We start from the raw sequence: 24,392 nt of genomic DNA on the forward strand, positions 1-24,392 counted from the left end.
CTACCGTGGGTAAAATCACCTCCGCATATCTATCGCGATAAATAAAACGCAGTACTCTCCCCCTTCCAAGTCTCCCTTGCAACACGAGCTGCATGCTGGTCGAGCCGGTCACGCGAAGTCTTATTTACTAGCATTTGTGCTTTCTTCTCATACCTATTTTTTCCAGCCATTAATATTGCTAAATGTCTCGTAGTCAAATTTTGTAACGTAGTCGTAGTTATCAGTTTTAGTCTTTTTGTTATAAGCCTCCATAGGCAGATACAATAATGGTTCGAAGTCCATCTCTTTTGGCATTTGCTTGGGGTTTGAAACAACCAATTCGAAATAGTTCTTTCCGTTAGCTACAACACAGCATCTGACGTACAGAAAATAGTCCACGGAGAAATGTTCATTTTCGCCCTTATAACTATCCTCTCCAATATTTGAAGCATAAGAAATTCCGTCCAGCATGTAGAGTTTTTCCGCAAGTATGTCAGCGAACTTGTAAATGTCGTCAATTGTCATACTCGCTAGTCTTTTTACAGCCGGTCTCAATACTGCATCATCGTCTCCTGTTTTTTTCCAGTCAAAAGTGGAGATGATATCCCAGAACACATTCTCATCCATTGGTTTGTACCTCGGACTTGGTTTGATTGGAATGTTGCCGTGTTCCGAAATTTCCTGGTATCCCTTACTAAGTTTTTCTTTGATTAATTTTTGAACCTCCCTACTGCAATCGTCACCTGATGAAAATGTCTTTTCATTTGTTCGTCCCTCGGTCCCAATCTTTCCCCATGTCACGGTGTAAGAATTGTCCAATTGGTCAATGTTCCAAAACTTATTTGAATCGCCTGTTTGATTAATAAAACGTCTCACTTGGATTAATTTGAATGTTCGTGAAAGCATGACTGGCAACGCCGATACATAAAAGCCTATGGATCTTAAATTCACATATCTATCCGTTGTTTCTGAATAAATTTACCAGCAGAAGAGCTCTTTTCAAAATGACCCCGGATACTTTTGTCGAGTTTATGTCTCCCTTTATCCTTGATTAGAATATCCGCATTGGAAAGCAATAAATCATTTTTGTCTGTAAGCCCGTAGATAAACGTATCGAATGAATTTACGAGCAATGGTCTAATTACATTGTCGTGTGCAGATAGCGCCCACGTTTCATTGTAATGATGTCGAACGTTATTCTCGGTCAAACTTATGGTCAACGGTAAATAGAAGTCATTCATTTGTTCGAAGTCTAATCTGTCAGGAAAAAGCTATCCTACTCTCGGCAACCGTACTTTTAAATATTACTCACCACTATATTTAATGAACCTCAATAATTTTTTATTAAAGTCTGACCCTTTATTACAGTTGGTGAAAAATACATATCCGAATTTTTGTTCATTATTAATCATGAATTCGGATGTAAAATTCAAATTAAATCCGCCATGAAAAAATTCATCCCCGAACTCCGTGTGTCTAATACCTATACCAAGACCCCATTGTTCATTTGGAGATTTTCTGGTATTTGGAAATTGTACTTTAAGCATCTCATCATAGCTTTCTTTTTTTAACCCATTTCCATTCATCAACCCAACTAAAAATCTGGCATAATTTAATGCTTCTGTTTGCATGCTATAAGAAGCATAAAAATTGGGATTTTTAGCATCGACGCCATACCCATCTGCGACTTTTCCATCTACATGCCCTGTAGCCCGATGTTCCTCAACCTGACTATTCCAAGTAAAATATGTTGCCTCCATCCCTAAGGGTTTTCCAATTTCCTCATTGAACAGTTCCTGAAGGTCATTTTTTCTGATGTTGAGAAGATGTGCAATAACATTTGCCAGGTATTCATAGCCTTCTCCTGAATATTGATATTGCGTGCCCGGCGTAAATTTGATATCGAGTTTTCCATCCTTGTTAAAAAATCTCCAATTTGGAAAACCGGTTGTATGGCTAAGAACCATCCGACCGGTAATTTGCTTATACCTGTCATCGTAAGCAATGTCGGGATAAGGCAGGTATTTGTATAAGGGATCATCTAAATCCAAAACGCCTTTTTCAACCAATCGCATTACTAAAAAAGCAAATGGTGTTTTTGTCATGGAGGCCGCATCAAAAAGAGTTCTATATGATACCCGATGTTTTGTCTCGACATTTGTAACACCCAATGTCCGGCGATATACGAGCTGTCCATCGCTGATCAGGGCGAACGACAATCCCGGCATTCCAATTGAATCCATTTGCGATCTTAGAAATGTATCCATTTTGGAAAAAGAAATATATTTTCCATTCTCTGATCTAAATTTCCAGGAGACATTAGCCCTATTCAACAACGTTTCGTCTATCTGAGATTTAACATAGGTATACTTTAATCCATCATATATTCCTTTCCAAATTGCCGAGAAATGAGTTTCATTTGAATAAGCTTCAACTTTCCATTGCAAATCCTTTGGTGCGCTTTGCGTTAACAATGAATCAAAACGTGAGATCCCCATCCCAACCTGCGCTCCCCCATCCCGTGAACTTATCCAAAGTGAATTTTTTATCCCTTCTTTGTTTTTTAATTTTTCAGGAGCAATTTTATTGATATACTCGTTTCCCCACCATAAACTGGGCTCAACCGTCAGGTATGATGTGAAAAGCGTTGGCTCGTTTAAGTAGGTATAAATCGCAAATAAGCCGCCCGATGAAGTTCCATAAAGGATGCTGTTGTCAATTTTTACCTGGCACTTTTTAGTTACAAACGGAACCAATTCATCCTTTAAAAACAGCAGGAAGTTGCCTGCACCTCCTGAGATGGGATTAATCTTTCCATCACTATTTTCAGCTAACGTAGGAGTAAAATCCCTGTCCCTCATGTTTACTTCATTCCTGTAATAGTTAGGAACGCTAACAATGATAATATTGGCAGGTATAAATTTAGCAAATTCCAAAAATCCATAGACTGTTACGGCCAAAGATGTGTTCCATTCACCGTCTAACACATATAAAACATCGTATTTTTCGGTTGAATTCTTTTTATAACTTTTTGGAAAAAAAATCTCGACAGGTCTCTGTTCTTTTAAATATTTGGAGTACAACGAATCCTTTTGAACGAGAGATGCCTGTGTCCATGCCGGTATTGATACTAATATGAAATAAATAATGGAAGCTATAAAGACAAATTGGGCACTAATCCTCATTTCTATGGCGTTAATTCGATTCTTTTACCTTTTAAAAGGTAAAAGGTTACACTTTTGGAACACCGTTTGTCAATCGAAGGGTTTTGGCTCAACGTTAACACAACACGTCGACACCGTGGCGATGTCCACCGTTAGTATCTTTCCATTGATTTTTTTTTGACTATTCCAGTTAATAGGCTGTTCGATATCGTCGCCCCGTCACAGGCGGAATTTTTGAAGTACAACAGTTTTATTTTCCTCATCTGTCTATATGCAGTTGGGCAACAAACATGTAAATGATTAGACGTCTCATCTACCCATGCGAAGTGCACACAACGTTCGCATATAAAGCGCGCCGGAAGTCCTAATTTATAATTAATCCTCTAACTCTGCCCGCATGATTTATACCATGTGGCAGTAGTGGCGCTTACTCAGTCTCAATCGATGTTTACCACCCGTTCCAGTTCCATGTTTTATATACGGAGTTATGCGTTCGTCTCACTTTGTCTCAAGTACAAATTTCCAGGTTTCAATGCGGGATTTTTCCACCTCGGTTCTCGTTCTATAGGTGTCGCTTTCCGACTTGAGTTCTTTACCAAACTTAAGTTCATTTATTATCTTGGTGTCGGACTCCATACCTAGCGCCCTGTAAGTCTTTTCAATGATGTCACCTAACTTCAATAGCGCAGACTTTCTATCTCCATTATTGATATTAAGCACAATTCTCAAATTTTTGATAGCGCTTGAATCGTCGCTCTCCAAATAATAAGCAAGGTTGTTTGGCATGTCACCATCACCAAATTGATAATAAGGTGTAACACTCATGTAACCCCCCTTTTCATCATCTCGCCACTCCCCAAGTTCTCCAATTCCGACGGCAGAAAGTTTTTGCCGAACATCTTCAACGTTATTGAACGGATCAAACTTAACTTTTGATGATGCTTTCGGAAGGACTTTTGTCTCTACTTGCGCAGCGGTATCTGGCTCAGGATTGTTGTCCTTGTTAGAAGAACTGCAGGAATAAGTTATTGTCGCAAGCAAGGCTAAAGTCAGAATCAGTTTTATTTGTCTCATATGCTCAAAGTTTATCAAAATAACGCCCAACCTTTTGTACATAGAACCTCTGGTGTTAAAAGCTACTTTTTTGTTAGATACGCAAAATTGTTATCGGCCCATTGGTCTTCCGTTTCACAGGAAGCTTACACCTGGCCTAGGCGTCTCGGAGTTATAGCGCCACCGTTGATACGAAGCAACGTTCAAATTTAGTAATAATGTTCATACGAAGCACTTCGCACGCCATAACGCCAAACCTTTGTTAAGGCAGTTTTTTTCCAGTCGTTACGTTGCTGTCTATTTTCGTCCTGTCGCTTCTTGTATTTGTGTAGAATAGCGTTCGCCAACGATTTTGATTGTCGCCAACGCAGCATTGATTTTGTTTAAGTCGTCAGTTGTCAAAGCGATGTTGTCAGCACCAATGTTTTCTTGTAAACGGTGTAATTTTGATGTTCCCGGAATTGGAACGATGAAAGGTTTTTGAGCCAACAACCAACCTAATGCAATTTGTGCAGGTGTGGCATTTTTATCTGTCGCTATGGAAACAACCAAATCAACTAATGCTTGGTTGGCTTCTCGGTTTTCTTTACTAAAACGAGGGGAAAAATTTCTTATGTCGTCTTTGTCAAGTTCAACATTTGCATTGATTGTTCCGGTCAAAAAACCTTTGCCTAACGGACTGAACGGAACAAAGCCGATTCCTAATTCTTCCAATGTAGAAATGATGTCTGTTTCAGGTTTGCGATAAAACATCGAATACTCACTTTGCAGAGCCGTTACAGGTAAAACGTTATGTGCCTGGCGAATGATTTCGACAGGGGCCTCCGACAAACCAAATTGTTTTACTTTACCTTGTTGAATTAAATCTTTTACCGTTCCTGCAACGTCTTCAATCGGCACATTCGGATCAAAACGATGTTGGTAAAACAAATCAATCACGTCAGTTCTTAATCTTTTCAAAGATGCCTCGGCAACGGCTTTTATTGTTTCGGGGCGACTGTCTAAACCCAATCTTACATTTCCGTCTTTGAAGCCGAATTTTGTTGCAATTCTAACGTTGTTGCGAAATGGTTCAAGTGCTTCGCCAACCAACAATTCATTTTCGCCATAACCTTGTGCCGTGTCGAAAAACGTAATGCCGAGTTCAACGGCCGACCGGATTAATTTTATACTTTCTTCTTTTGTCGGTGCGTTTGGAAAGCTTAAACCCATTGCACCGAAACCCAATGCAGATACTTCTAATCCGCCGTTTCCTAATTTTCTTGATTTCATTTTTTTTTGATTTTATCTAACACCGTAAAGGTTGTTCAATAAAAAATGAAACCATTTGCCATTAGGCAAAAAGTGATCTTAGCGGATATTTTTTCTTATTCTGCTCAATGAAGATTGCGTAATTCCTAAATAAGAAGCGATGAATGACAAGGGCACACGATTTACCAACGTCGGGAATTTTTCAATGAAGTCACGATAGCGTGTAGTCGCATCGTGCGAAACCAATCCGCCTCGTCTTTCAATTTTTTCTCTATGATATTTAGCAGTTATTTTTTGAATAATCGCATCCCAACCAATAACCGTTTCGGTAATTTCTTTCCAATCTTGTTTTGAAAAAACAACCATTTTGCAGTCCGTAATTGCCGATACATATTCAGAAGGGATATAAACTTCGTCAATCGTGCTGCCCGACAAGATCAAATGGTTTTCGTCAATAAAATAACGAGTAATTTCTTCGCCTTTGTTGTTGTAGTAATAAACACGAAGAACACCATCAGTAAGGAAACCTATTTGTTTAACCGTTTTTCCAGCTTCCCAATAATAATCGTCTTTGCGAAGTTCCAACTCCCCTGCTTTGCTTTTAATAAGGTCAACTTGTTGTTTGTTCAAATTGCCAAACTGTAAAACATAGTCAATAAATTTTTCCATTCAGCAAAGTTAGGAATTGTTCTTTGTGGGGCATTTGTCATTTGGTAAAAAAAGCTCGTGTCAATCGTTACAAACATCAAGCATCGTTGCATGATAGGTCTGCTCTATGGTGCCGGACCGACTCAATGAGTTCGGCATGCCCGAGGTCTCTAACATAAACAGCGCTGCCATGCAAATCAAAGTCGCGCAAGGAAAAGAAAACAACGATCGGTTTACCATGCTGCCCGCATTTATTCCCGAAGATCTAGCAACATTTTTCCGCCAGAACCAGAATACAATTGAAATGAGTTGCCAATTCTATTTCACATGAAGTGCTTGTTTCGAATGAAGACGCAGACGCTCAACAAATCGGTAAGTCAGCCAATCTAATTTTCCCTTGTCTCAGTCCAGACATTATTGCTTTTGTCAATATCAACATCAAAGTCGTTTCCTAATGCAATTTTCTTAATTGAACCATTCGAGCGCATTTTAATGGTATACACATCATTCCCTTTTGACCAGCACGATATGTCATTTTTGTATGATTGCTGTGTGCCGTCCTCAAAGAAAATGGTGAGATGAATTGGCACCATACCAATACCAATTTTTTGAATCGTTATGATGTAGTTGTGCCTTTTCTTTGATACGCTTTTTATAGCGAGGTCTGGGGATATCTTTGAGAAAAACCAGTCGTTCCAAAACCAGTTTAAGTCAGTTCTTGACCCAGTGTTGAGGCAATTGAAAAAATCATAGGGAGATGGGTGCTTTCCTTTCCAATTATCTATAAAAAAACGCAATGCTTCTGAGAATTTTTCATCACCTAGCATCTCCTTCACATAGTGAAATCCAAGCGCAGGTTTCAAATCTTTATTTGAGAATCTTGATTTACGATGCAGTTGTGGTGTAAGCGTAACAACAGGGTTGTCATAATCGGTTCCGGCAGTTTGGTTTACATCGCTAATATCATAATGCATAGGAACTTCAGGAGCGATTATGGGATGTAACGTAAATTCCGACAGTGTTGCCAGTCCCTCATCCAAAAAAGAATACTTGGTTTCATTGGTGCCAACATAAAAAGGAAACAGGGTATGAAAGACTTCGTGTGCCGTAAATTCTACTATTTGCTGTGGATCTTCAAAAGGCAAATTATTAACCATCATAGGATACTCCATTGCGTCAAGTCCTTCAAAAATTGTTATGTGCGGATACGGAAATGGAATTTTCGGAAAGATATAACTCATGCTTGATACGGTACCACGCGCGTATTTGATAACCGAATCATATTGAACATGATCAGGATTGTAAACAGCATCGACACGAACTCTTTTGTTAGCCACCGAATCAACGAGTACACTGGAAGATTTCCAGATGTAATGATTGCTTGTCATGAAAGCTACGTCTTGAACATTAGCGGCGTCGAATATCCATGTATGGTGTTTCCCTTTCCTGCAAATATCCTTCGAAGAGATGTCATCCTTTGTAATGACGTCAACGATACGTTCACTATTACTCGCTGTTTGAATTAACTGTACGTATTTCTCATTCAGAACGTCGTTCGCGTTTGCTAAATTCCCTGTACACCAAACCTGATAGTCACCGGGCACAGTAATTTCGACATGAAAATTTCCGTAATCATTATAGAATTCATCGAATCCGGTGTATGGATATTCGTTCCATCCATCGATGTCATCATACACCGTAACACGAGGAAAAAAATAGGCGACTACAAAAGCACCATCATCCACCTGGCCTGTGCGGATGAAAGAGCCTTGGTTTAGTATGTATGAATACTTTACCTTAATGCTTGTCTTGGTCTGCGGCAAAACAGTCACGCCTCCCAACGTCATGTTTGTTCCTCGGATGGAGATTGCGCTGGAATTTACAAAGCGGCCGTTAATAAAAATGGAGTCTATCTCGACACCGTTGCCCAGATCTTCTTTTGAAATTGGTTTGGTTCGGACTGATTCAGTTTTGTATAAGTTAGGATAGAGCTTGAAGATAATTTTGGAGAGTGTGTCAGGGCTGTCATTTAAATATTCAATATCGACATGCCCGGACACTTGCCTTGTGTCAGGAGAAAATCGAACACGGATGGAATAATTAGCTCGATTTTGCCAATAGTTCTTCCCCGGCAAACCATTCATCGCGCGAACATGAGTCAGATAGCTGTTCTTAAAATTGGTGGCAATGGGTAACTGCGTTTGAGCGAAGCATTGAAGACTGGCAAAGACAAGTATCGTAATTCGAAACATATTATCAGTTTGCTCAAAATTATAGAAATATAGGCAAGGACACTTCAATGAACAGCTTTCGTTTCGCCGGCTTTTTCAGGAGATCGGCAGTTTATTGGCTTCACATTCTGAAAAGAGGAATTTATCACAGAAATCATCGCACTTGACCATTAACAACAACAGCCACCGAATCACGCGCTGCAACGGAAAGGCTAACACATCGGCAAGTCAAAACTCATCACCTAAAAAACGGTTAAGAAAAGCAATTCAACTCCTATAGCCTGTAGGCAAACCTCCTGTTCTTCAGTTCAACACAGGCTTACATCGAAACACCAACAAAAAAAGACTACATTTCGTAGTCTCTCACATCGTGTGTTGGCCGTTCGTTTAAGCCTTATTTGTTGTAGCTGGTGCGCGTTCACCAACCTAAATTTTGAAACCCTTTCTCACTTGATCAACTCGTCCATTTTTTATTCCAATATCTTTCAGATGGTCAACTAGTCGGCAAAACTCCCTTTCAAATTTTTTCCTTAAGTCAGTGTCTTCAATCCAAATTTCCCACAATGCCCCTGCTCCACCAAAAAGATCTGGGCTGACAACAAGTTCCTTAAATTTTTCTTTGTCCCTTTGAGTTGCTGAGAGTCTTATTTCAGATAATCGGGCTACATAGAATCCAAATCCTGACTTTATAAGTGTGTCGCCAAGTTGGTCTATTAACTTTGAGAGCAATTCAACCTTCTCATCGGAGAAATCTATTGCCGATTCTTTTTTGTTTATGAAGTCAAAAAATCCCATCGATCCTAAATTACTTTTAGCACTTCACTAATCTGTCCAGCGCATGAGCTACAACGGTTTACAGCAACAAGAAGTTGGCGCATTTTCGAAGCACATGCCGATAGCCATCGGAACTGTCAACCAGCACTGAACTGGGTACGAAGCACAAAGCTTCATTTACCCACCGAACCCAATTTTTTGTAGGTGCCGTTAGCGGTTCGTTGCATATATTTTTTGCACTCCCGATTTAATTTGTACAAAGTCTTCATACTTGGTAAAATACTCCAGTCCCAAAACTAATAGCATCGAACTCAGATTATATACTTTCTGCATGATGACTGCCAAACCCAAATAACCAAAACCAAATAGGGAAAAGAAACAGTAAAAAGTTAATAAGCAAATAATACAGCAGAATTTAAGTAAGTGAAGTTTTGACTTTAGGATAAATACTGTAATCGTAAATAAACCAAATAATGTTAAAATGATCGATATCGTTCCCAGGTCATGAAAGGGTGTTGCAATTAAAAAAATAAATAATATGTTAGCGACGCCTATGAATTTTAAAATATTTGCCCATTGTCTTGAAGGGATCTTTTTTGACATATTGATAAAAAAAATTCCATAACCAACCGAGTGGAATGCCATTCCAATAAGTGCCCAAATCCAGCCAGGATTTTCCGAACCATTTATCGCCTTTGTTGCAAACAAATTGCTTAGAAAATTTTTCGACCAGTCAAACCCTATAGAATTTTTGTCAAGCAACGAGCCGCCTGGATAAACTATGGTTGCTATTACGATCAAAATCACGGAAATGACCATACATATCAAAACCGCATATTTCCTAACTATCTGCTTAATTGTTAAACTTTCCATTTATCGACTAAGTGATGCATTGTGGTAGCAAGTTAGCTTGCAATGACTGCCAACAAAAAAGTGTTTTATACAAAATCCAAGCAAAAAAATAATCTTTTAAAAGAAGATTAGCAATGGAACACCACAATTTGATTTGCTGCATGCACTCATGGATTTCGTGTAAAATAACGTTGAACGATACCTGTTCTTGATTTGACCGCAGATGAATTCATCGTCGGGCCTGCCACTAAATCCCCTGGTTGCCCGGTTTTCTTTTACGATACACAAAGCTTGTTTATTTACCTTAATGCTGCAAAAGAATCGACGCACACCGCAGCCAACTTTCGGTGTGTTTTTTAAAATTCTTTTTTCAATTAATTTTCAGATGCCTGACAAAATAGCAGGCCTTTAAAATGTCTGACTATTGATTCGATCATGATTCGATCATGATTCGATGGCAGTTCGAGCGGGAATTAGGTGTTTAAGTGTTTAGGTGTTTTGGTGTTTAGGTTGGGGTAATTTGAAGGTGCAAGCGATGGCACGAAAGCAGTGTTGGGCTATCGCGTTATTGATTCGGTGTTTGGGTTAGTAGTCGACTGTATAATTAAAAAACTTCATTCAATCCTAAGTAGAATCCTTGTGCTCCGTAGTGCCCGAAAGCATAATCAATACTCAGGTTTACTCTTGATTTTTTATTAATCATCACCCGTAGGCCAGCCCCATAACCAACATCATAATAGTCGAACAATTTAATATTTGCATCAGTATTGGACGCGGTAGTACCATTTACAAATACAACCATGCCCCAGGTGTCCTTTACTTTTTGCAACGGCACACGGTATTCCAATTCATTATAAATCAAATTCTGTCCTCTGAACCGGCCTTGTGTGTAGGCTCTGCCAGACCGCCCAAACTGATCCCATCCTAAAGCGGGCAAATCCAGATAAGGTACTTTACCACTGGTCACAAACCATCCATAGGTCCAAAATCCAACTAAATGTCGCGGTCGATTTTTGGATAGATGAAGATAGTCTCGGTATTCCAACCAAAGCACGGTCGAGTTTTTTGAGCTTCCTAAAAATTCAGGATTTACTTTAAAGTTGACGAAGCATACCGGCCTTTATAGGGATTTACAGCATTGTCACGACTATCGTACAAAATATTCAATGATATACCTGAAGAAGTATATTTTTCAGGATCGAAACCATACCTGGTGCTATAAGCGTAATGGCTTGTGATCGTATTGGGAATGCTGTCGAAGTATAAAAGCTGATCGTTAATCTGATAATGATAATCAAAATGATATCCCACCCCGGCAAAAAAACGGGTATCGTTAATTCGCTTTAACAGGGTGTTGTAAATGCGGAAAAAATTAAACTCCATCATCTGTTCAGAGTCGATAGGTTTATATGGATTGTCGGTATAGTCGGCAAATCCGGTACCAGCTGGTTTTGATGACTGCGGCCCCGTGCCTAATCCGTAGGTAGGCTGAGAGGTAAGAAAAAAGCGAATATCAGTCATCATGTTCCACTTGTCACCTTCAAAAAAGGTATTTGCTTTTGCAGTAACAATTAGCTGCTTTTTTGTAGTATAGATCAGCGTACCCAGTGCACTAGAAAGTGTTGTGTTAGAAGGATCACCCATTAACCAATAAGCGCCTGGTGCAAACCCGAACATCCATCCGGAAGTAGGATTTGCTGCAACCACAGGCAAAGGAATTAGTTTTACTCGGGACTCCTTTTTATTGGCCACTTCTTTATTGGTCACTTTGATTGAGTCTTGTCCGTATGCTGACAAAACCATTTCGCTAACCAGGAGCATTGTAAATAAAATTCTGCATTCCATATCGTGTAACGATTACTGTGTGCATGTGGGTGGAATCCTTTCCCCTAAAATCGATTTCTTAAATCGTCGGCCAGCCTATCCTTTATCGGATTAAATATTTCTTTGTCGTCGATGGCCCCATGTTAGTAAGTCTATGTTGAACTAAACCTTCGGCAGTTTGTCTCTCCACATTCCTGTCTGCTGATCTGAAGATACACTTTTCACACCTTTGATGCTAACATTAATCAATACTTTATGAGCCTCAAAAAGAAAGATTTCTTCACCGTCGTGAAGCAGGCATGTGATACTGTGCCTGAGTTGAGATCCACTTCCATCAGTTCGTTGAAGAGCAACGCTCGGACAAACAGCGAGAGCTCTTGCAAAAGAACCTTGTCCATATGGATCCCTCCTTTGAGAATCCCTTGAATCCAATTATCGGAGTCCCTTTTTTTAATCTGTGAAATTAATCTAAGTCAGATTTTCTCTGTCATCTGATCTCATTTTGCGCATGACATCCAACGTTCGAATATAAATCGTTCCGGCAGTACGTTGCTTAATTAGAAAACTCTCCAGCATTCGGATATGCCTACCGTTAGAAAAAACACTTTCCATCTACACAACAATCCCCATAACCAGAAAAAATGTACTTACCGCTACCGACCGCGTGTCGCCTTAGCTTTAGCGGCGGCGCAAGCTCCCGTGCAACACCGGCGTCACGCTGGGCCGTGCCAGGCGCGCGTAAGCCTTGTTTATTAGCTGCCGTAATTTTCTTTTAGTTTTCTCATCAAAAACCTTACCCCTTGTTGCGTCTCTTGATTAAAGGAATTTGTAAAAATTATGTAGGCTCTTCCTTTTATTCTGTCGATATGAACAAGCGTATAATATGTCCCTGCTGTACCTGAATGTGTTGAAAGTTCATTACCGTTTTCATAAATATTATACCAACCCAAAGAATAGTGGTCGATTCCTTTGTGTAAAAATTGATATGTTTTAGCAGTTAGATAATTATTATGCCCTTTTAGTCCTTGTATATTTAATTGAATAAATTTTGCATAATCTTTTAATTTGATGTTCATATCACCGGCTGGTTCTGTATAATCCAAATGATAGTCTGTATTTGAAGGAACTGGTAATAATTTACCATTTTCAAAACTATGTCCCCACGTATCTTTCTGGTGTTGATTTTCGGGCCAAGATAATTTTACATTTAACTTTAAATCTTTATTGAATACTTTCTCGACTAACACCTCCCAAGTCTTACCGGTCGCTTTTTCTAACATTAATGTAGCCAAGGTGTATCCTGCATTTGAATAGATGAACGGTGTTTGTTCATCAAGTTTTACAGGTTCTAACGTTAGGACAAACTGTCCAAATTGTTTTCTTTTTTCTGGTTTTGTTCCTTTGTAGTCTGGCATTTGTGGGTCGCCTTCTCCTTGAAATGGCCATATTCCCGCCTTGTGTGAAAGTAGATCCTGTAGTGTTATGCTCGTATATTCGGGCTTGCTTTTTTCTCTCCACTCTGGAAATAAATCGAAGAATTTGGTGGTCCATTTCAATTTTCCTTTTTCCACATATTTAGCAATAATAAACGCTGTCATTGCTTTGGTATTAGAGCCAATATGAAATCGGTCATTTAGAGTTGCAGTGTCTGGCAGATCTATGGAGTGCCTCCCCAATGCAGCAATTTCTAATGCGGATTTGGAATCAATTACAGCATAGCTGATCTCGGGAATATTGTATGCCTTACGGATTGAGTCGGCAAATTGAATAGTCTTTTGTCCAAAGCTTAAACTCGCAATGGACAGAAATATTATTGTCGTTATTTTCCTCATTTCTTTGGTGCCGTATTATGGCGGCTAACGCCGATGAATGCGGCGTTTAAATTTGCCTTGGTGTTAAAAAATAATAAACAATTTAACTGACGCATACATGTTGTTGCGCGTTCATACTTTTCAATCAAACTACTCCTCAATTTTAAATGCTGGGTTCCAAACTACTTCCCATAAATGTTGGTCGAGATCTTGGAAATACCCAGCATAACCACCATAAAATGTATCCTGAGCTGGTTTCACAATTTTTGCTCCGGCATTTTTTGCCTGTTCCATAACATCATCTACTTCTTCTTTACTTGCAACATTATGTCCAATTGTAAAATCCGTTGCAGAAGGCTCTTTTTGAGTTAATTGAGTGTCGTTTGAAATACTTTTTCTAGGCCATAGGGCAAGTTTTACGCCATGCTGCAAATCAAAGAATGCTACGGCTCCGAATTCAAATTCTTTTCCAATAATTCCGTCTGTGGACAATCCAAGTCCATCTCTATAAAATTCAACTGCTTTTTCTAAGTCATCTACCCCTAATGTCAATACCGTGATTCTAGGTTCCATGCTTTGTAGATTTTTTTAGTAATATTTAGTCGTCTCAGGTCGATTTTTGTTTGTATGACGCACAACGCCTAGCTATGGGACGTATGCGATGTGTCATACCCACATCGTTGTCCAGCGTTGCTGCCGAAATTTAATTAGACACAATTTAGGAACCTACAACGGCGTATGTTTTATCGCTATTGTTGTAGCACGTGCGCGTCACGCGTCTTTTTTCAATTGTCATTTACTCTTTTTAAAAGTCCAAGGTCAAACCCGATTATCGACCCTGTCAGTGGTAAGGCAACTCCCAAACAATTTACGATAGCCTCACTCATTTTGATACCAGGAGAAATAGTCAAAAAATAAGATATCATCAGTCCCAAAATCAGACCGCCAGTACTTTGAAAAAAAAATTTAGGGAAGTACTGCTGTTTGCCTTTTTGTTTTAAGAATTTAAAACCGTTATAACCAATTCCAATTTGTATCCCGAGGTAGCAGCCAATTACCGCTGACAGCACTTCAGGAAACAAGTCCAAGTATTGCCCTCTAACTTCAAAGTACAGAATTGTCGTAAGTGTTGTAACTATCGCTCCTACAAATCCAAACAACAGTCCCATGAGAACTTGTCCTGAGATCAATCCAAATTTTTGATAGTTGTTCATGGGTATTTATTGTGGGGCACATGGATACAACGCTAGTATATAGGCTGTTTAAATTTTCCTCCAAAAATAATAAACCAATTTTAAATAGCGCAGATACATAGTTAGCAGCTGACCACTTCAACTTCTGGTTCAATTTTAGGAGAGTCCATACTGCTGAGTTAGATCTAATTTAAAGTGTCCCTTAATCCTCTGTCCGACCACATCGATAATTAAAATAATTAATACATTCTTATTGTCAGTCGGTAATAGAACGTGATGAAATGATCCATCCCCATTTGTGTAAACCGATTCAACCAATTCGTTGGCGAATACATAGTCAGGAACAATTTTTTCATTTCTCAAAATTTCGACATATGGCCAGATGTCTACGACTGGCTTGGCAGACGCCGTGACATCTGTCATCTTTCCCGTCATTGTGGATTTGTATTCTTGTTCTGTTAACTCAATCGTCATAGGAGCCATTATACACAACGATCAGTAAATAAAGCGTAAGCGGCTGTGAAAGCATACAACGACCGGGCGGTGCTGAATAAAGTTACCTGCAGAACCCTTGGTAGTGAAATGAACCCGCATATGATTTATATACCGTATTGTGCGGTCGTTTGCACATCTCCTTATAAATCAAATTCGAAAAAATAAGCCTTACCATTTTTTTTATCATACCAATAGTACTTGAAGAATCGATCCCCATTCGTCCAGCTATACTTTGCCAGTTTTGCAATTTTCTCCTTATTCCACCAGTCAAAATCGTGTTGTATGTAAAATCCATTGTCGCTATTAACTGTATCAAGTTCTAGACCATTAACTTCAATGATTTTATTTGATGTTGACGAATTGCAGTCGAAAGAAAACATATAGTCAGCATCTATTCCAATTGCGTCATCAAAGCAGTAGATGTTTTTTACATCGGGAGTAATTTCAACTTTTATAAAATCCTTAAATCGTTCCTTATTATTTTCAGTGTCCGGTTTATCATGGTTAAAGGTCGGAAGTATGGTATCAACAACTCTTTTTGTTTGTCTCTCAATCTCCTCTTTCGTTCTTGTTTTCACATTGTTAGTAACCTGTTCTGTCTTCCTTTTAATTCTATCACAGGACAGCAATCCGAAGATTAAAGTCAAAATAGTCAATACTTTTATCATCGTCATCAAATTAAATGCGGCACAACCGTTTTCATTCAAATTTAACAATAAAAATACAATGGCGCATATTTGTTGTTAGCAGTAGCAGGGCCTTCTCCTCACTTCATTGGTAGCCTTGTCTTTTGTCCCTCGTTAATTCGTTAATTGACGCCAAACATTTTTATGTTAGTAATGCGGTAGGGCATTTTTCAAAACCAATTTAGCCAGCTATAGTAAACCGAGCACATTCTTTGACTGCTTGGTCCGGGGTTGAAAGTGTGGCAAGGCCACGTGTGTGCCTTACAGAGAGTGTTAAATACTTTCGGTTATGCATTACGTAACGAGTCTACCGCTGATAGTGGTCCGTTGTTATTATTCTCCTTTATGTTTTGGGTCAAACTTGACCATCCATTCAATACCGTATTTATCTCTAAACATCGCGAAATAAGTACCATCGGGATTTTCGTCAATAGGCATTTCAATTTGCCCGCCTGCTGAAAGTCCATTAAATAACTTGTAAGCCTCTTCTTTACTTTCAGCAGTAATTGCAATTTTACTCCGATTCTCGTTTTCATTTACTCGCCCCATAATTTCCAGAATATCATTTGCAAACAAAAAGTTTTGTTTAATAGGCAATGCAATGTGCATTATTTTATGAGCTTCTTTATCCGGTATTGGGAATTCCTCACTGGCAATGTCTTTGAATCGGATAATTTTTGAGAATTCTCCGCCAAATACAGACTTGTAAAAATTTAATGCTTCTTCTGCATTTCCGTTGAAATTGATATGTGGGTTGATTTGTGCCATTGTCTTTATTGGTTTTGGTTGTTATTTAAGTTTTGATAAAATAATTTTTTTTTTGCTCAAGAGTATTTTTCATCGCCTTTTCTCTAACCATAGGGTCATCACCGTTAATGAGGTCAAAATATTCAACAGGAACAATCTGCCATGATAAACCATATTTGTCTTTACACCAGCCACAAGAACTTTCTGCGCCACCGTTTGCAGTCAAAGCACCCCAATAATAATCTACTTCTTTTTGGTCTTTGCAATTAATAATCTCAACCCAAAGACAAGACGCTATCTTTTGAGTAGTCATCTCAGGTTTTTTATTAAGGTTTGAATGGAAGTTGAATCAGTCTTACTGTCTTTCCGAGAATGCTGTTGAGAATTCCCACAAGCCATTAGGGCCGCTATTACTAATGCTATTAGAAATTTAAGTGTATGCTTTTCGCATCGCGTTACTTATTCAAAGCTGATAATATGTCTTCTAGTTGGTTTAATGAAACTGTAAATCCTTCTTTGAAACCTAATTCAATCATTTTCTCCAATCTTTCAAGCGATTCATTATAAATGATGATACTAACTTTTGTAATTCCATTTTGTTCGCTGAAAGTGTAGTTCCAATGTGAGCCTGGTAATTGTGGAGTTTCATTATCATCAGCAAATGCGTTAAACAATTTGAAATTGGTTTTGGGAGTAATAGATGTGTATTCCTGAATTATCCAGCGTTCCTGCCCTTCGGGGCTTACCATTGCATAAAATCTTTTTCCGCCTACTTTAAAGTTCATATACTTTGTTCTTGCTGTAAATGGTGCAGGTGCATTCCATTGGTCAAGAATTTCGGCTTTAGTAAAAGCATCCCATACTAACGATTGGTCAGCATCAAATTCTCTTGTTACGAATACGGTTTTCGCTGCTTTGTCAACGCTAAAATCAAATAGCAAATTCTTTGTCATTTTTTTTGTTTTTTAAGTGTTAGCAATACTTTGTCTAGTTGATTGAATTCAGTTTCCAGAATGCTCTTAAATTGCTCAATCCATTTATCAACCTCTTTCATTTTAGTTGCGTTGACGTGATAATAAATTTCCCTCCCCTTTTGTTCTTGCCTCACTATTTCGCATTCCGTAAGAATTTGAATGTGTTTTGAAACGGCTTGCCTGCTGGTATGAAATTCTTCAGCGATGGCATTGGGTGTCATGGCCTGGGCGGCCAGCAACAGCAAAATCGCTCTTCTTGTTGGGTCAGCTATTGCCTGAAATACGTCGCGTCTTGTTTCCATCGTGCTTTTATGTGCAATCAAGTAGTTGCAAGTATAAGCGCAATTATCTGGTTGCGCAAGTTTTCTTAAATTTATTTTCAACTTGAGAATTAGAACATAGTCGTATGGCCAATTTGGTAGGAACATTAGGTTCGGCTCTTGCCATAGCTTTGTGACGTGGTGGGTTTGCGCGGCTATGGCATGTGCCAAATGCGCAAGGCGAATCGAAGCACAGTCTTCTTAAAATACATATGACGCTGCGCGGCGAAGAATTCCCGCGGCGTTTTGTATGCATATTCATCCTCCCCGATTCCGGAAGATCCGTCACTATGGTTTGTTATCAGTTCACCACAGGCCTACACGAAGCACTAACAAAAAAAGACTACTTCGTAGTCTCTCGCATCGTAAGTTGGCACTTCGTTTAAGCGTTAATTGTTGGCTGCAGTTTTTGTTTGCTTCAACCTCCATCTGAAATAAACAAACAGTCCAACAACGGGGTACATTAACCCAAAATAATAGTCAGCGTTCGAAGCTGCTAACTTTCTTTCGATTTTAAGGACTTCGTCTTTGTCCAAGTAAATAGTCCCTTCGCTCTCAATTGAGGTAACTAAGTAATGGTCGTCAGTACCGGATTTTTTCAATTGTCCCTTAGAAATAGTAAACGTTATTGTGTCCCCTTGAACTACTGTATTTTGTGTTAGCAGACTTTCTATTTGACTTTCCATTCAAAATGCGTTACGGCTTTAAAACCATTCAACGGAGTCAGTTGTTCCTCGAATTCTTTAGTTTCCTGATTCCAGTTTTTGATACATCGTATTACTCTTCCCTTTGGATAATACTGATTTATCACAAAGGTGACGCTAGAATCAATGGGGGTAACAAGAAAGAGGTTAGTGGCTGAGTCAACTTTAATAATCTCAGCACCATGTATCTCTGAAGTATAAACTTCGTATTCAAAAAGTCGCTTAACACGAATTCGAAATAAGTTTTCCTCGTTCAATTTGAACACCGGTTTCTCACGGTCCTTACCATTGTCAAACAATATTGTTAGTCTTTTGTCCTCCTTTTTTTGTCGCCAAATAAAATCTCCTGCGTAGATAGTATCCATTGAAACTTTCTCTGAAGTTGTTCGATCCTGGGCCTTACTGCATGCAAAGAGTAGCGCAAGACTAAAAAATAAATAATGAGTTGGTTTTCATAGATAAATGCATGCTAACGTATATGTATAATCTGTGGCGCTGAGCAAAAATAAAATGTCTTCTTTATTAGTGCCATGGATTATACATTTTATTGTGCGTTAGTAACATTCACCGCTTCTTCCTGGTTATCCAATAATTATCTAGATCTTCCTTTGTTTTAATCTCGTAACCTCCGATAGTCAACATTGGCAAAAATCCTAAATACATATTGTACTCGACATCATCTTTTTCTTTTTCTGAAGTGTACTCGATTGACTTTATCTTAATTTTTAGTCTTTCAATTTCCCTTTCCCAAAGTTGCTTGTCCTTATCCACATTGATAACAATAATTGGATTTTTCGATTTTGTCCTTCTTACGAAGTCAACAAGGTCTGAGATAGCTTTGCTTTTCTCCTCGTGAGTCAATAACCGCCCGTTGTCCCATTTTTCAATTGAGTCAGTGTAAATCCGTTCTCCATCGTGATAAGTCGTTGCTACAAACAATTCTCTATCCTCCAGCTTGTAAGTAATGTTTTCTCCACGCGGCTCGTATTTGATTTTCGGATAGCCTAGTCCGAAGAAGTTCAATATTGACATAACTCAAATTGTCCAATGTTATTACTTAAAACGCATGCGGTGCGTTGGAATTTTTATTTTCAAATTAACAACAAAACGACAATGCGCCATATGCATTGTTGTAGACCTGTGCGCTTCAGTCCGAACTCTACTTTGTTTGTCGAATGCGCCCACACGCCATTTGGTATTTTAACTTATATGAACTAGGCAATTGGTCCAAATCGATTCCCTCAATCACTTTCACAAACGTCAAATAGTCCTTGTTTGTCCAGGCTTTGTCAGCAGCTATTACTTTTTGTTCTTTTAGCAGATCGTCGGTATAGATTTTGGCCTGGCTTTCCTCATGATCCTCGAGCTTATGTAGCTTATCGAAGTCACCTTTTAAAATTCCTTTTCCTTCGTTGTTTAAAAAATCCAGTAAGAACTCGGTAAAATTTCCAGGAGCATTTTCGTAGTCAAATACTTCCTTAAGATTTTTACTGTGCAAAAGGTGCGCCGTGGAACCAATCTGCCCGATAAAAAACAAATTAGATTTCTCTCTCTCGTCATAGGCAATTATCACTGAAACTTTGGTCGACTCTAGCCTGATAAAGTTTCTATGGCTTTCAACGGCCTCGAATCCGGAAGCGTCAAAAATTGGTTTTACGTTCTCTATCGTCAATTTAAAGTCTGTCATCCTAATAGCGCATGGCCACCACGTTTATGTATGAATGTGCCTGGTTTACGAAGCTGCGTCCTCCCAAGGGGCTGAACGAAATTAAGAAATCCAAACTACAAATTTTACACTGCGCCCCCGCTATGTTTTATGGAACATTTTGTTGGCAGTAGTAAGGCCCTTCTCTTCACTCCATTCGAAGCTTGTCTTTCGTCACAAATTTAGTAATGATAATAATTTGAAAATCTTGTAACAATTTTTGATTGGATGTATCAAAAGGGAAATTTTAAATCCAATAGTTATAAAAACAACAGCATTTATCTTTTTTCTCTTATTAGTCTCTGTTCTGACCGCGAAATCGCAAGCGGCCTTTCAAGTTGTGGTGAAAGGTCAGGGGCAACCAGTCTTGTTGTTCCCCGGATTTGCTTGCACGGGCGAAGTGTGGGACGAAACGGTGGCTGAACTTTCGAAAACACATCAGTGCCATGTCTTTACGTTTGCCGGGTTTGGCAACGTGGCGCCTATCGAAGGGCAGTGGCTAGCGAAAATAAAGGATGACGTACTTGCATATGTGAAAGAGAGGAAATTAAAAAAGCCCATATTGCTTGGGCATAGCCTCGGGGGTACATTGAGTTTGTGGCTGGCGTCTATTGAGCCAGATATGTTTAGTAAAATTATCGCGGTGGAGGCGCTGCCCTCTTCGGCTGCGTTGATGATTCCCGGTTACAAAGGAGAGCCAATTTCGTACGACAATCCGCAAAGTAAGATGATGTTGAGGATGGACAGTGCTTCTTTTGCAGCGATGAATGCCCAGACTGTTCCATACATGTGCAAGAATGCAGAGAAGCAAAAAGTGTTGATCGATTGGATGAACAAGGCCGATAGAAAAACATACGTGTATGGATATGTCGATATGCTTAATTTAGATTTGCGCGAAGCGATTGTCAGAATTAAAATTCCCGTGATAGTTTTAGGTGCTGCCAATCCTGATAAAACTACTGTTGAGAAAACATACAAAGCGCAGTATGAAAAATTAGCCTCGGTGGTAATACATTACGCGGAAAATTCTGCTCACTTTGTGATGTACGACCAACCTAATTGGTTTATGGAGAAGCTATTAAATAACTTAAAATAAACCTATTGAACACGGTAGATAAAAACCTGCGTTTTAACGAATTGTTTGACCAGCATTATGCTAAAGTATTCAGACTTTGTAAAGGATACTTTAATGGTAGTGAAGCTTTGGCTTCTGATTCTTCTCAAGAAGTATTTATAAAAATATGGGAATCGCTGGATTCATTTCGCGGTGAATCGAGCATCAGCACTTGGATTTATAGGATTTCGGTGAACACTTGCTTGCTCTATTTACGAAAGCAGTCTACCCGAAAAGAAAAAGCGACTACTATCTTCCCCCCTATTGCAACAGAGCAATATTCTTTTGAAGAGGAAGAGAAAATCCAGAAAATGTATAGCTGCATTCAAAAGCTGGGAGAGCAAGACAAAATGACTACACTAATGATGTTGGAAGGAATTGGCTACCAGGAAATTTCTGAAGTTGTCGGAATAACCGAAGAAGCCCTTCGTGTGCGGATTCACAGAATTAAAAAACACTTAACACAATGTGTACAACATGGAAACATTTGATGACTTACAAAATATTTGGAACAGACAGCCGAATGTCACAGGTAATACTTCGGCTACGGAGTTAATGAAAAAAGGAGAAGCTCATCTAAAAAAAGTACGGGCTGGTCATTGGGGCACTATTATCATCATATCCGTTTTGATTCTCATCTTGATAGGGTATTTTGTTAGTATGAAAGCCTATCAGATGAATGGTTTAACAATCGGATTGACCTTGATGATTGTGGTGATGATAGCACGAGTGGTTTTGGAATGGATGAGTGCCAATCGATTTGGAAGCATTAGGCCAGATAACTCGTTGGCAGAGTTTAGTGCGAGAATGCAGGGGTACTATGCATGGAGAAAAAAGATTCATACTATATTTATTCCCACCATCTACATTCTCTATGTGATTGGATTTACGTTGCTGCTTCCTGCTTTCAAAGTTAACCTATCCTATGGTATGTATCTTTATTGTGTTTTAAGTGGCTACGGATTCTTAACTATCTTTGCTTTTTTCTTAGTTCGGATTTTAAGAAAGGAGATGAAGTTGTTGGAGTTTTTGAAGACGCTGAACTAAATTGAATTCAGAATTGTCTGGAGCTCTATTATTGACAACGTTCGTATATAAAGCGTGCCGGCAGACCATTAAAATTAATCAAACTCTGCCGGCATGATTTATATGCATTGTTAGCAAACGTTGCATCGCATACTTTAGAATGGTCTTCCCCTTAAAGATTTCAGGAGAGGCTGTTCATACATCATTTCACCGTCTCTGAAAAACTTAGCAGTCTTTAATTCAGTATTTACGTAGACGCTATCACCGGGCTGCAACTGGACTTGACCAGAAATCATCAAATCAATTTTTCCATCCTGGCGGTATAAAAATAAGTCCAACAATCCATTAAAGCGCAACTTATCCTTTAACCTCGCCTCTTTGTCAAATTCAATATGTCCGCGAGTAACGCGAATCAAGGCCTGTCCCTTCTTTTCCGCACTATCTAGAACTCCTGAAAAATCGAATTTAAGTTGAGAAATATACCAATCCTTCTCGGACTTAACACCGTCAACGTGCTCGGAACCCAAATTCCAAATTAATAAGAGAACAACGGCTACAATGACCGTCCAGATTAAACCTTTCTTCATCTTCTTATATAGGCCATTTTTTTCACTCCGTTCTGTCCAGCAATGTTTGATAATGTTTGTGTTTACGCAGTGGTGTGAATTTGAAACACTTCATTGTCCCATGTGACCAAACGTTGAACGAAGATAGCACTTGAACTTACCCGTAACCCACCATTGTGCAACATTTTGTTGGCGGCAGTGTTTACCTCAGAAAATCAATTATTTTCTTCAAAAGAGTCTCTTTAAAAATTAATAAAACTATCACTGTGACTGCAATGGATAAGAAAAAGAAAAAGACTTCTTTTCGCCTTTGTCTGCGGCCTTCTTGCCTTAAATTGTTAATCAGAATCTCGGACTCCTCATCACTAAGCTTTTTGTCATCAGTCAATCTGGTTTTCTCAGTTCTTTTCAATTCGTCTTTTTCAAATCGAGTCTTTTTACGAAGTAAATCTCTATTGTACTTAATCGTTTCATTCATTTGTCGAAGAAATCCTGAACCTAACATCATAATTTTGCTGATTTATTGACCGTACAATTGCCGCCAACCTTTGAATATAATTCGTACCTCTCAATAAGAGCTTCATCCCTCGAGAGTGATTTTTCAATTAAAACCTCCGCCCGTTCAGATCAAAGCACAAGGCATGCATTATATTTTGTGTTGTGCATTAGTTTTTTCTATCGCAAATAAATTTCAATTCTTTGAACGTATCAATCCCAAATAAAAAAGGCATCCGGCCTTTACTGGTTCCAACATTTCTGCAGTTAAATAAAATTTCACCTTCCAGGTAAATAACAATGAACAAATGCCCGGCGTGCCCAAAAACAAAAGGAACATCAACATGAAATACGCCTAATGGATCCTCCTTATAACCCCATTCGATTTGTCTTAGTGTCTCAATGATTAGTATTCTATTTTCGTTCCTTGACTTGCTAGTCGATATTGATTTCAATTTCCTGTCTTTAAGTAAATAGTAAACCGCTGTCGCAAACAGCAGTCCTGTGATTGAAAATAGAATTAACTCCGTTCGCGTTGAAATTGGATTGTTTGGGGTAACCAATATTACCACTGAAGCAAAGAAAATCATTGTCACAGGTAACATGCCTATGCCAAGATCCCACGAGTTACTCAATTTATCCTTGGGTATTCTTCTCTCTGAAATCGCCTTTCTTAGTTCCGTCTCTTTCATTTTAAAAAATTACGCACAATGTTTGAATATAATGCGTGCTTCTAAATAGAAACATTCATCCGTTGACCTGGATGGTTTCAATTTAATT

Annotated in this window: 29 protein-coding genes; 4 read left to right on the forward strand and 25 right to left on the reverse strand. The window is 38.9% G+C overall.

Going from position 1 to position 24,392, the window contains the following annotated elements; genetic code table 11:
• Nucleotides 1-153 precede the first annotated feature (153 nt).
• The 6 genes from P2W71_RS14135 to P2W71_RS14160 all read right to left on the reverse strand — a co-directional run bounded on the left by P2W71_RS14135 (nt 154) and on the right by P2W71_RS14160 (nt 6,116).
• A complete protein-coding gene (locus P2W71_RS14135; RefSeq protein WP_276371915.1) occupies nt 154-855 on the reverse strand; it encodes a DUF4240 domain-containing protein in 702 nt (233 codons plus the stop codon).
• A gap of 71 nt (nt 856-926) precedes the next feature.
• Nucleotides 927-1,220, reverse strand: a complete 294-nt coding sequence (locus P2W71_RS14140; RefSeq protein WP_276371916.1) for a hypothetical protein — start codon at nt 1,218-1,220, stop codon at nt 927-929.
• Between the two features lie 63 nt (nt 1,221-1,283).
• Entirely contained in the window at nt 1,284-3,164 is a 1,881-nt protein-coding gene (locus P2W71_RS14145) for a serine hydrolase (protein WP_276371917.1), read from the reverse strand.
• 477 nt (nt 3,165-3,641) lie between these two features.
• Nucleotides 3,642-4,217, reverse strand: coding sequence for a hypothetical protein (locus P2W71_RS14150; protein ID WP_276371918.1), 576 nt, complete (start codon nt 4,215-4,217; stop codon nt 3,642-3,644).
• A gap of 276 nt (nt 4,218-4,493) precedes the next feature.
• Nucleotides 4,494-5,468 (reverse strand): aldo/keto reductase, encoded by a 975-nt coding sequence (locus P2W71_RS14155; RefSeq protein WP_276371919.1) that lies wholly within the window; start codon nt 5,466-5,468, stop codon nt 4,494-4,496.
• 78 nt (nt 5,469-5,546) lie between these two features.
• Nucleotides 5,547-6,116 (reverse strand): Crp/Fnr family transcriptional regulator, encoded by a 570-nt coding sequence (locus P2W71_RS14160; RefSeq protein WP_276371920.1) that lies wholly within the window; start codon nt 6,114-6,116, stop codon nt 5,547-5,549.
• Between the two features lie 169 nt (nt 6,117-6,285).
• Here P2W71_RS14160 and P2W71_RS14165 point away from each other — a divergent pair, with 169 nt between their 5' ends.
• Nucleotides 6,286-6,426: a hypothetical protein gene (locus tag P2W71_RS14165; protein ID WP_276371921.1), complete on the forward strand. Its 141-nt coding sequence runs from the start codon at nt 6,286-6,288 to the stop codon at nt 6,424-6,426.
• A gap of 55 nt (nt 6,427-6,481) precedes the next feature.
• On the opposite strand, the gene P2W71_RS14170 is transcribed toward P2W71_RS14165, so the two are convergent.
• The 17 genes from P2W71_RS14170 to P2W71_RS14250 form a co-directional block, all read right to left on the reverse strand.
• Nucleotides 6,482-8,347 carry a M1 family metallopeptidase gene (locus P2W71_RS14170; protein WP_276371922.1) on the reverse strand — a complete coding sequence of 622 codons (1,866 nt, stop codon included), beginning with the start codon at nt 8,345-8,347 and terminating at the stop codon, nt 6,482-6,484.
• Nucleotides 8,348-8,752: 405 nt separating this feature from the next.
• The gene (locus P2W71_RS14175; protein WP_276371923.1) at nt 8,753-9,121 is read right to left on the reverse strand and encodes a hypothetical protein; all 369 of its coding nucleotides are present in this window, start codon (nt 9,119-9,121) and stop codon (nt 8,753-8,755) included.
• A 1,435-nt stretch (nt 9,122-10,556) separates the two neighbouring features.
• Nucleotides 10,557-11,006, reverse strand: a complete 450-nt coding sequence (locus P2W71_RS14180) for a BamA/TamA family outer membrane protein (protein WP_276371924.1) — start codon at nt 11,004-11,006, stop codon at nt 10,557-10,559.
• A 35-nt stretch (nt 11,007-11,041) separates the two neighbouring features.
• Nucleotides 11,042-11,797: a hypothetical protein gene (locus P2W71_RS14185; RefSeq protein WP_276371925.1), complete on the reverse strand. Its 756-nt coding sequence runs from the start codon at nt 11,795-11,797 to the stop codon at nt 11,042-11,044.
• A 731-nt stretch (nt 11,798-12,528) separates the two neighbouring features.
• On the reverse strand, nt 12,529-13,608 hold the full coding sequence (locus tag P2W71_RS14190) for a serine hydrolase domain-containing protein (RefSeq protein WP_276371926.1): 1,080 nt from the start codon (nt 13,606-13,608) through the stop codon (nt 12,529-12,531).
• Nucleotides 13,609-13,737: 129 nt separating this feature from the next.
• Complete coding sequence (locus P2W71_RS14195) at nt 13,738-14,160, reverse strand: VOC family protein (RefSeq protein WP_276371927.1); 423 nt, start codon at nt 14,158-14,160, stop codon at nt 13,738-13,740.
• 212 nt (nt 14,161-14,372) lie between these two features.
• Nucleotides 14,373-14,801 (reverse strand): hypothetical protein, encoded by a 429-nt coding sequence (locus P2W71_RS14200; protein ID WP_276371928.1) that lies wholly within the window; start codon nt 14,799-14,801, stop codon nt 14,373-14,375.
• 135 nt (nt 14,802-14,936) lie between these two features.
• A complete protein-coding gene (locus P2W71_RS14205) occupies nt 14,937-15,254 on the reverse strand; it encodes a hypothetical protein (protein WP_276371929.1) in 318 nt (105 codons plus the stop codon).
• Nucleotides 15,255-15,415: 161 nt separating this feature from the next.
• Nucleotides 15,416-15,943: a hypothetical protein gene (locus tag P2W71_RS14210; protein ID WP_276371930.1), complete on the reverse strand. Its 528-nt coding sequence runs from the start codon at nt 15,941-15,943 to the stop codon at nt 15,416-15,418.
• Between the two features lie 351 nt (nt 15,944-16,294).
• Nucleotides 16,295-16,729, reverse strand: coding sequence for a VOC family protein (locus tag P2W71_RS14215; protein ID WP_276371931.1), 435 nt, complete (start codon nt 16,727-16,729; stop codon nt 16,295-16,297).
• Between the two features lie 25 nt (nt 16,730-16,754).
• Nucleotides 16,755-17,021 carry a VOC family protein gene (locus tag P2W71_RS14220; protein ID WP_276371933.1) on the reverse strand — a complete coding sequence of 89 codons (267 nt, stop codon included), beginning with the start codon at nt 17,019-17,021 and terminating at the stop codon, nt 16,755-16,757.
• Between the two features lie 142 nt (nt 17,022-17,163).
• Nucleotides 17,164-17,661: an SRPBCC domain-containing protein gene (locus tag P2W71_RS14225; protein ID WP_276371934.1), complete on the reverse strand. Its 498-nt coding sequence runs from the start codon at nt 17,659-17,661 to the stop codon at nt 17,164-17,166.
• A complete protein-coding gene (locus P2W71_RS14230; protein WP_276371935.1) occupies nt 17,658-17,984 on the reverse strand; it encodes a metalloregulator ArsR/SmtB family transcription factor in 327 nt (108 codons plus the stop codon). The genes P2W71_RS14225 and P2W71_RS14230 overlap by 4 nt, the downstream gene beginning before the upstream one ends.
• A gap of 407 nt (nt 17,985-18,391) precedes the next feature.
• Nucleotides 18,392-18,688, reverse strand: a complete 297-nt coding sequence (locus P2W71_RS14235; RefSeq protein ID WP_276371936.1) for a hypothetical protein — start codon at nt 18,686-18,688, stop codon at nt 18,392-18,394.
• Nucleotides 18,673-19,071: a hypothetical protein gene (locus P2W71_RS14240; protein ID WP_276371937.1), complete on the reverse strand. Its 399-nt coding sequence runs from the start codon at nt 19,069-19,071 to the stop codon at nt 18,673-18,675. Before P2W71_RS14240 ends, P2W71_RS14235 begins: the two co-directional genes overlap by 16 nt.
• A gap of 199 nt (nt 19,072-19,270) precedes the next feature.
• Nucleotides 19,271-19,738, reverse strand: a complete 468-nt coding sequence (locus tag P2W71_RS14245) for a hypothetical protein (RefSeq protein WP_276371938.1) — start codon at nt 19,736-19,738, stop codon at nt 19,271-19,273.
• 127 nt (nt 19,739-19,865) lie between these two features.
• Entirely contained in the window at nt 19,866-20,393 is a 528-nt protein-coding gene (locus P2W71_RS14250) for a hypothetical protein (RefSeq protein ID WP_276371939.1), read from the reverse strand.
• Nucleotides 20,394-20,631: 238 nt separating this feature from the next.
• Here P2W71_RS14250 and P2W71_RS14255 point away from each other — a divergent pair, with 238 nt between their 5' ends.
• The 3 genes from P2W71_RS14255 to P2W71_RS14265 are packed head-to-tail and all read left to right on the forward strand — an operon-like array spanning nt 20,632 to nt 22,572.
• Nucleotides 20,632-21,507 carry an alpha/beta hydrolase gene (locus P2W71_RS14255; protein WP_276371940.1) on the forward strand — a complete coding sequence of 292 codons (876 nt, stop codon included), beginning with the start codon at nt 20,632-20,634 and terminating at the stop codon, nt 21,505-21,507.
• Nucleotides 21,508-21,512: 5 nt separating this feature from the next.
• Nucleotides 21,513-22,016, forward strand: a complete 504-nt coding sequence (locus P2W71_RS14260; protein WP_276371941.1) for an RNA polymerase sigma factor — start codon at nt 21,513-21,515, stop codon at nt 22,014-22,016.
• Nucleotides 22,003-22,572, forward strand: a complete 570-nt coding sequence (locus P2W71_RS14265) for a hypothetical protein (protein ID WP_276371942.1) — start codon at nt 22,003-22,005, stop codon at nt 22,570-22,572. The genes P2W71_RS14260 and P2W71_RS14265 overlap by 14 nt, the downstream gene beginning before the upstream one ends.
• Nucleotides 22,573-22,706: 134 nt before the next feature.
• Here P2W71_RS14265 and P2W71_RS14270 read toward each other — a convergent pair whose 3' ends face one another.
• Both P2W71_RS14270 and P2W71_RS14275 read right to left on the reverse strand, forming a co-directional pair.
• Nucleotides 22,707-23,138, reverse strand: coding sequence for a hypothetical protein (locus P2W71_RS14270; RefSeq protein WP_276371943.1), 432 nt, complete (start codon nt 23,136-23,138; stop codon nt 22,707-22,709).
• A 644-nt stretch (nt 23,139-23,782) separates the two neighbouring features.
• On the reverse strand, nt 23,783-24,304 hold the full coding sequence (locus P2W71_RS14275; protein WP_276371944.1) for a hypothetical protein: 522 nt from the start codon (nt 24,302-24,304) through the stop codon (nt 23,783-23,785).
• Nucleotides 24,305-24,392 lie beyond the last annotated feature (88 nt).

The sequence above is a fragment of the Chryseolinea sp. H1M3-3 genome (genome assembly GCF_029360725.1).
GTDB lineage: Bacteria > Bacteroidota > Bacteroidia > Cytophagales > Cyclobacteriaceae > Chryseolinea.

Excerpts from the sequence above, each read along its gene's own strand:
- P2W71_RS14235 (WP_276371936.1), bottom strand. The coding sequence starts at position 18,688 with ATGGAAAGTCAAATAGAAAGTCTGCTAACACAAAATACAGTAGTTCAA.
- P2W71_RS14145 (WP_276371917.1), bottom strand. The coding sequence starts at position 3,164 with ATGAGGATTAGTGCCCAATTTGTCTTTATAGCTTCCATTATTTATTTC.
- P2W71_RS14175 (WP_276371923.1), bottom strand. The coding sequence starts at position 9,121 with ATGGGATTTTTTGACTTCATAAACAAAAAAGAATCGGCAATAGATTTC.
- P2W71_RS14205 (WP_276371929.1), bottom strand. The coding sequence starts at position 15,254 with ATGACGATTGAGTTAACAGAACAAGAATACAAATCCACAATGACGGGA.
- P2W71_RS14160 (WP_276371920.1), bottom strand. The coding sequence starts at position 6,116 with ATGGAAAAATTTATTGACTATGTTTTACAGTTTGGCAATTTGAACAAA.
- P2W71_RS14170 (WP_276371922.1), bottom strand. The coding sequence starts at position 8,347 with ATGTTTCGAATTACGATACTTGTCTTTGCCAGTCTTCAATGCTTCGCT.
- P2W71_RS14240 (WP_276371937.1), bottom strand. The coding sequence starts at position 19,071 with ATGGATACTATCTACGCAGGAGATTTTATTTGGCGACAAAAAAAGGAG.
- P2W71_RS14200 (WP_276371928.1), bottom strand. The coding sequence starts at position 14,801 with ATGAACAACTATCAAAAATTTGGATTGATCTCAGGACAAGTTCTCATG.
- P2W71_RS14250 (WP_276371939.1), bottom strand. The coding sequence starts at position 20,393 with ATGACAGACTTTAAATTGACGATAGAGAACGTAAAACCAATTTTTGAC.
- P2W71_RS14215 (WP_276371931.1), bottom strand. The coding sequence starts at position 16,729 with ATGGCACAAATCAACCCACATATCAATTTCAACGGAAATGCAGAAGAA.
- P2W71_RS14185 (WP_276371925.1), bottom strand. The coding sequence starts at position 11,797 with ATGGAATGCAGAATTTTATTTACAATGCTCCTGGTTAGCGAAATGGTT.
- P2W71_RS14195 (WP_276371927.1), bottom strand. The coding sequence starts at position 14,160 with ATGGAACCTAGAATCACGGTATTGACATTAGGGGTAGATGACTTAGAA.
- P2W71_RS14265 (WP_276371942.1), top strand. The coding sequence starts at position 22,003 with ATGGAAACATTTGATGACTTACAAAATATTTGGAACAGACAGCCGAAT.
- P2W71_RS14155 (WP_276371919.1), bottom strand. The coding sequence starts at position 5,468 with ATGAAATCAAGAAAATTAGGAAACGGCGGATTAGAAGTATCTGCATTG.
- P2W71_RS14210 (WP_276371930.1), bottom strand. The coding sequence starts at position 15,943 with ATGATAAAAGTATTGACTATTTTGACTTTAATCTTCGGATTGCTGTCC.
- P2W71_RS14270 (WP_276371943.1), bottom strand. The coding sequence starts at position 23,138 with ATGAAGAAAGGTTTAATCTGGACGGTCATTGTAGCCGTTGTTCTCTTA.
- P2W71_RS14245 (WP_276371938.1), bottom strand. The coding sequence starts at position 19,738 with ATGTCAATATTGAACTTCTTCGGACTAGGCTATCCGAAAATCAAATAC.
- P2W71_RS14150 (WP_276371918.1), bottom strand. The coding sequence starts at position 4,217 with ATGAGACAAATAAAACTGATTCTGACTTTAGCCTTGCTTGCGACAATA.
- P2W71_RS14230 (WP_276371935.1), bottom strand. The coding sequence starts at position 17,984 with ATGGAAACAAGACGCGACGTATTTCAGGCAATAGCTGACCCAACAAGA.
- P2W71_RS14225 (WP_276371934.1), bottom strand. The coding sequence starts at position 17,661 with ATGACAAAGAATTTGCTATTTGATTTTAGCGTTGACAAAGCAGCGAAA.
- P2W71_RS14140 (WP_276371916.1), bottom strand. The coding sequence starts at position 1,220 with ATGAATGACTTCTATTTACCGTTGACCATAAGTTTGACCGAGAATAAC.
- P2W71_RS14190 (WP_276371926.1), bottom strand. The coding sequence starts at position 13,608 with ATGAGGAAAATAACGACAATAATATTTCTGTCCATTGCGAGTTTAAGC.
- P2W71_RS14220 (WP_276371933.1), bottom strand. The coding sequence starts at position 17,021 with ATGACTACTCAAAAGATAGCGTCTTGTCTTTGGGTTGAGATTATTAAT.
- P2W71_RS14165 (WP_276371921.1), top strand. The coding sequence starts at position 6,286 with ATGCAAATCAAAGTCGCGCAAGGAAAAGAAAACAACGATCGGTTTACC.
- P2W71_RS14275 (WP_276371944.1), bottom strand. The coding sequence starts at position 24,304 with ATGAAAGAGACGGAACTAAGAAAGGCGATTTCAGAGAGAAGAATACCC.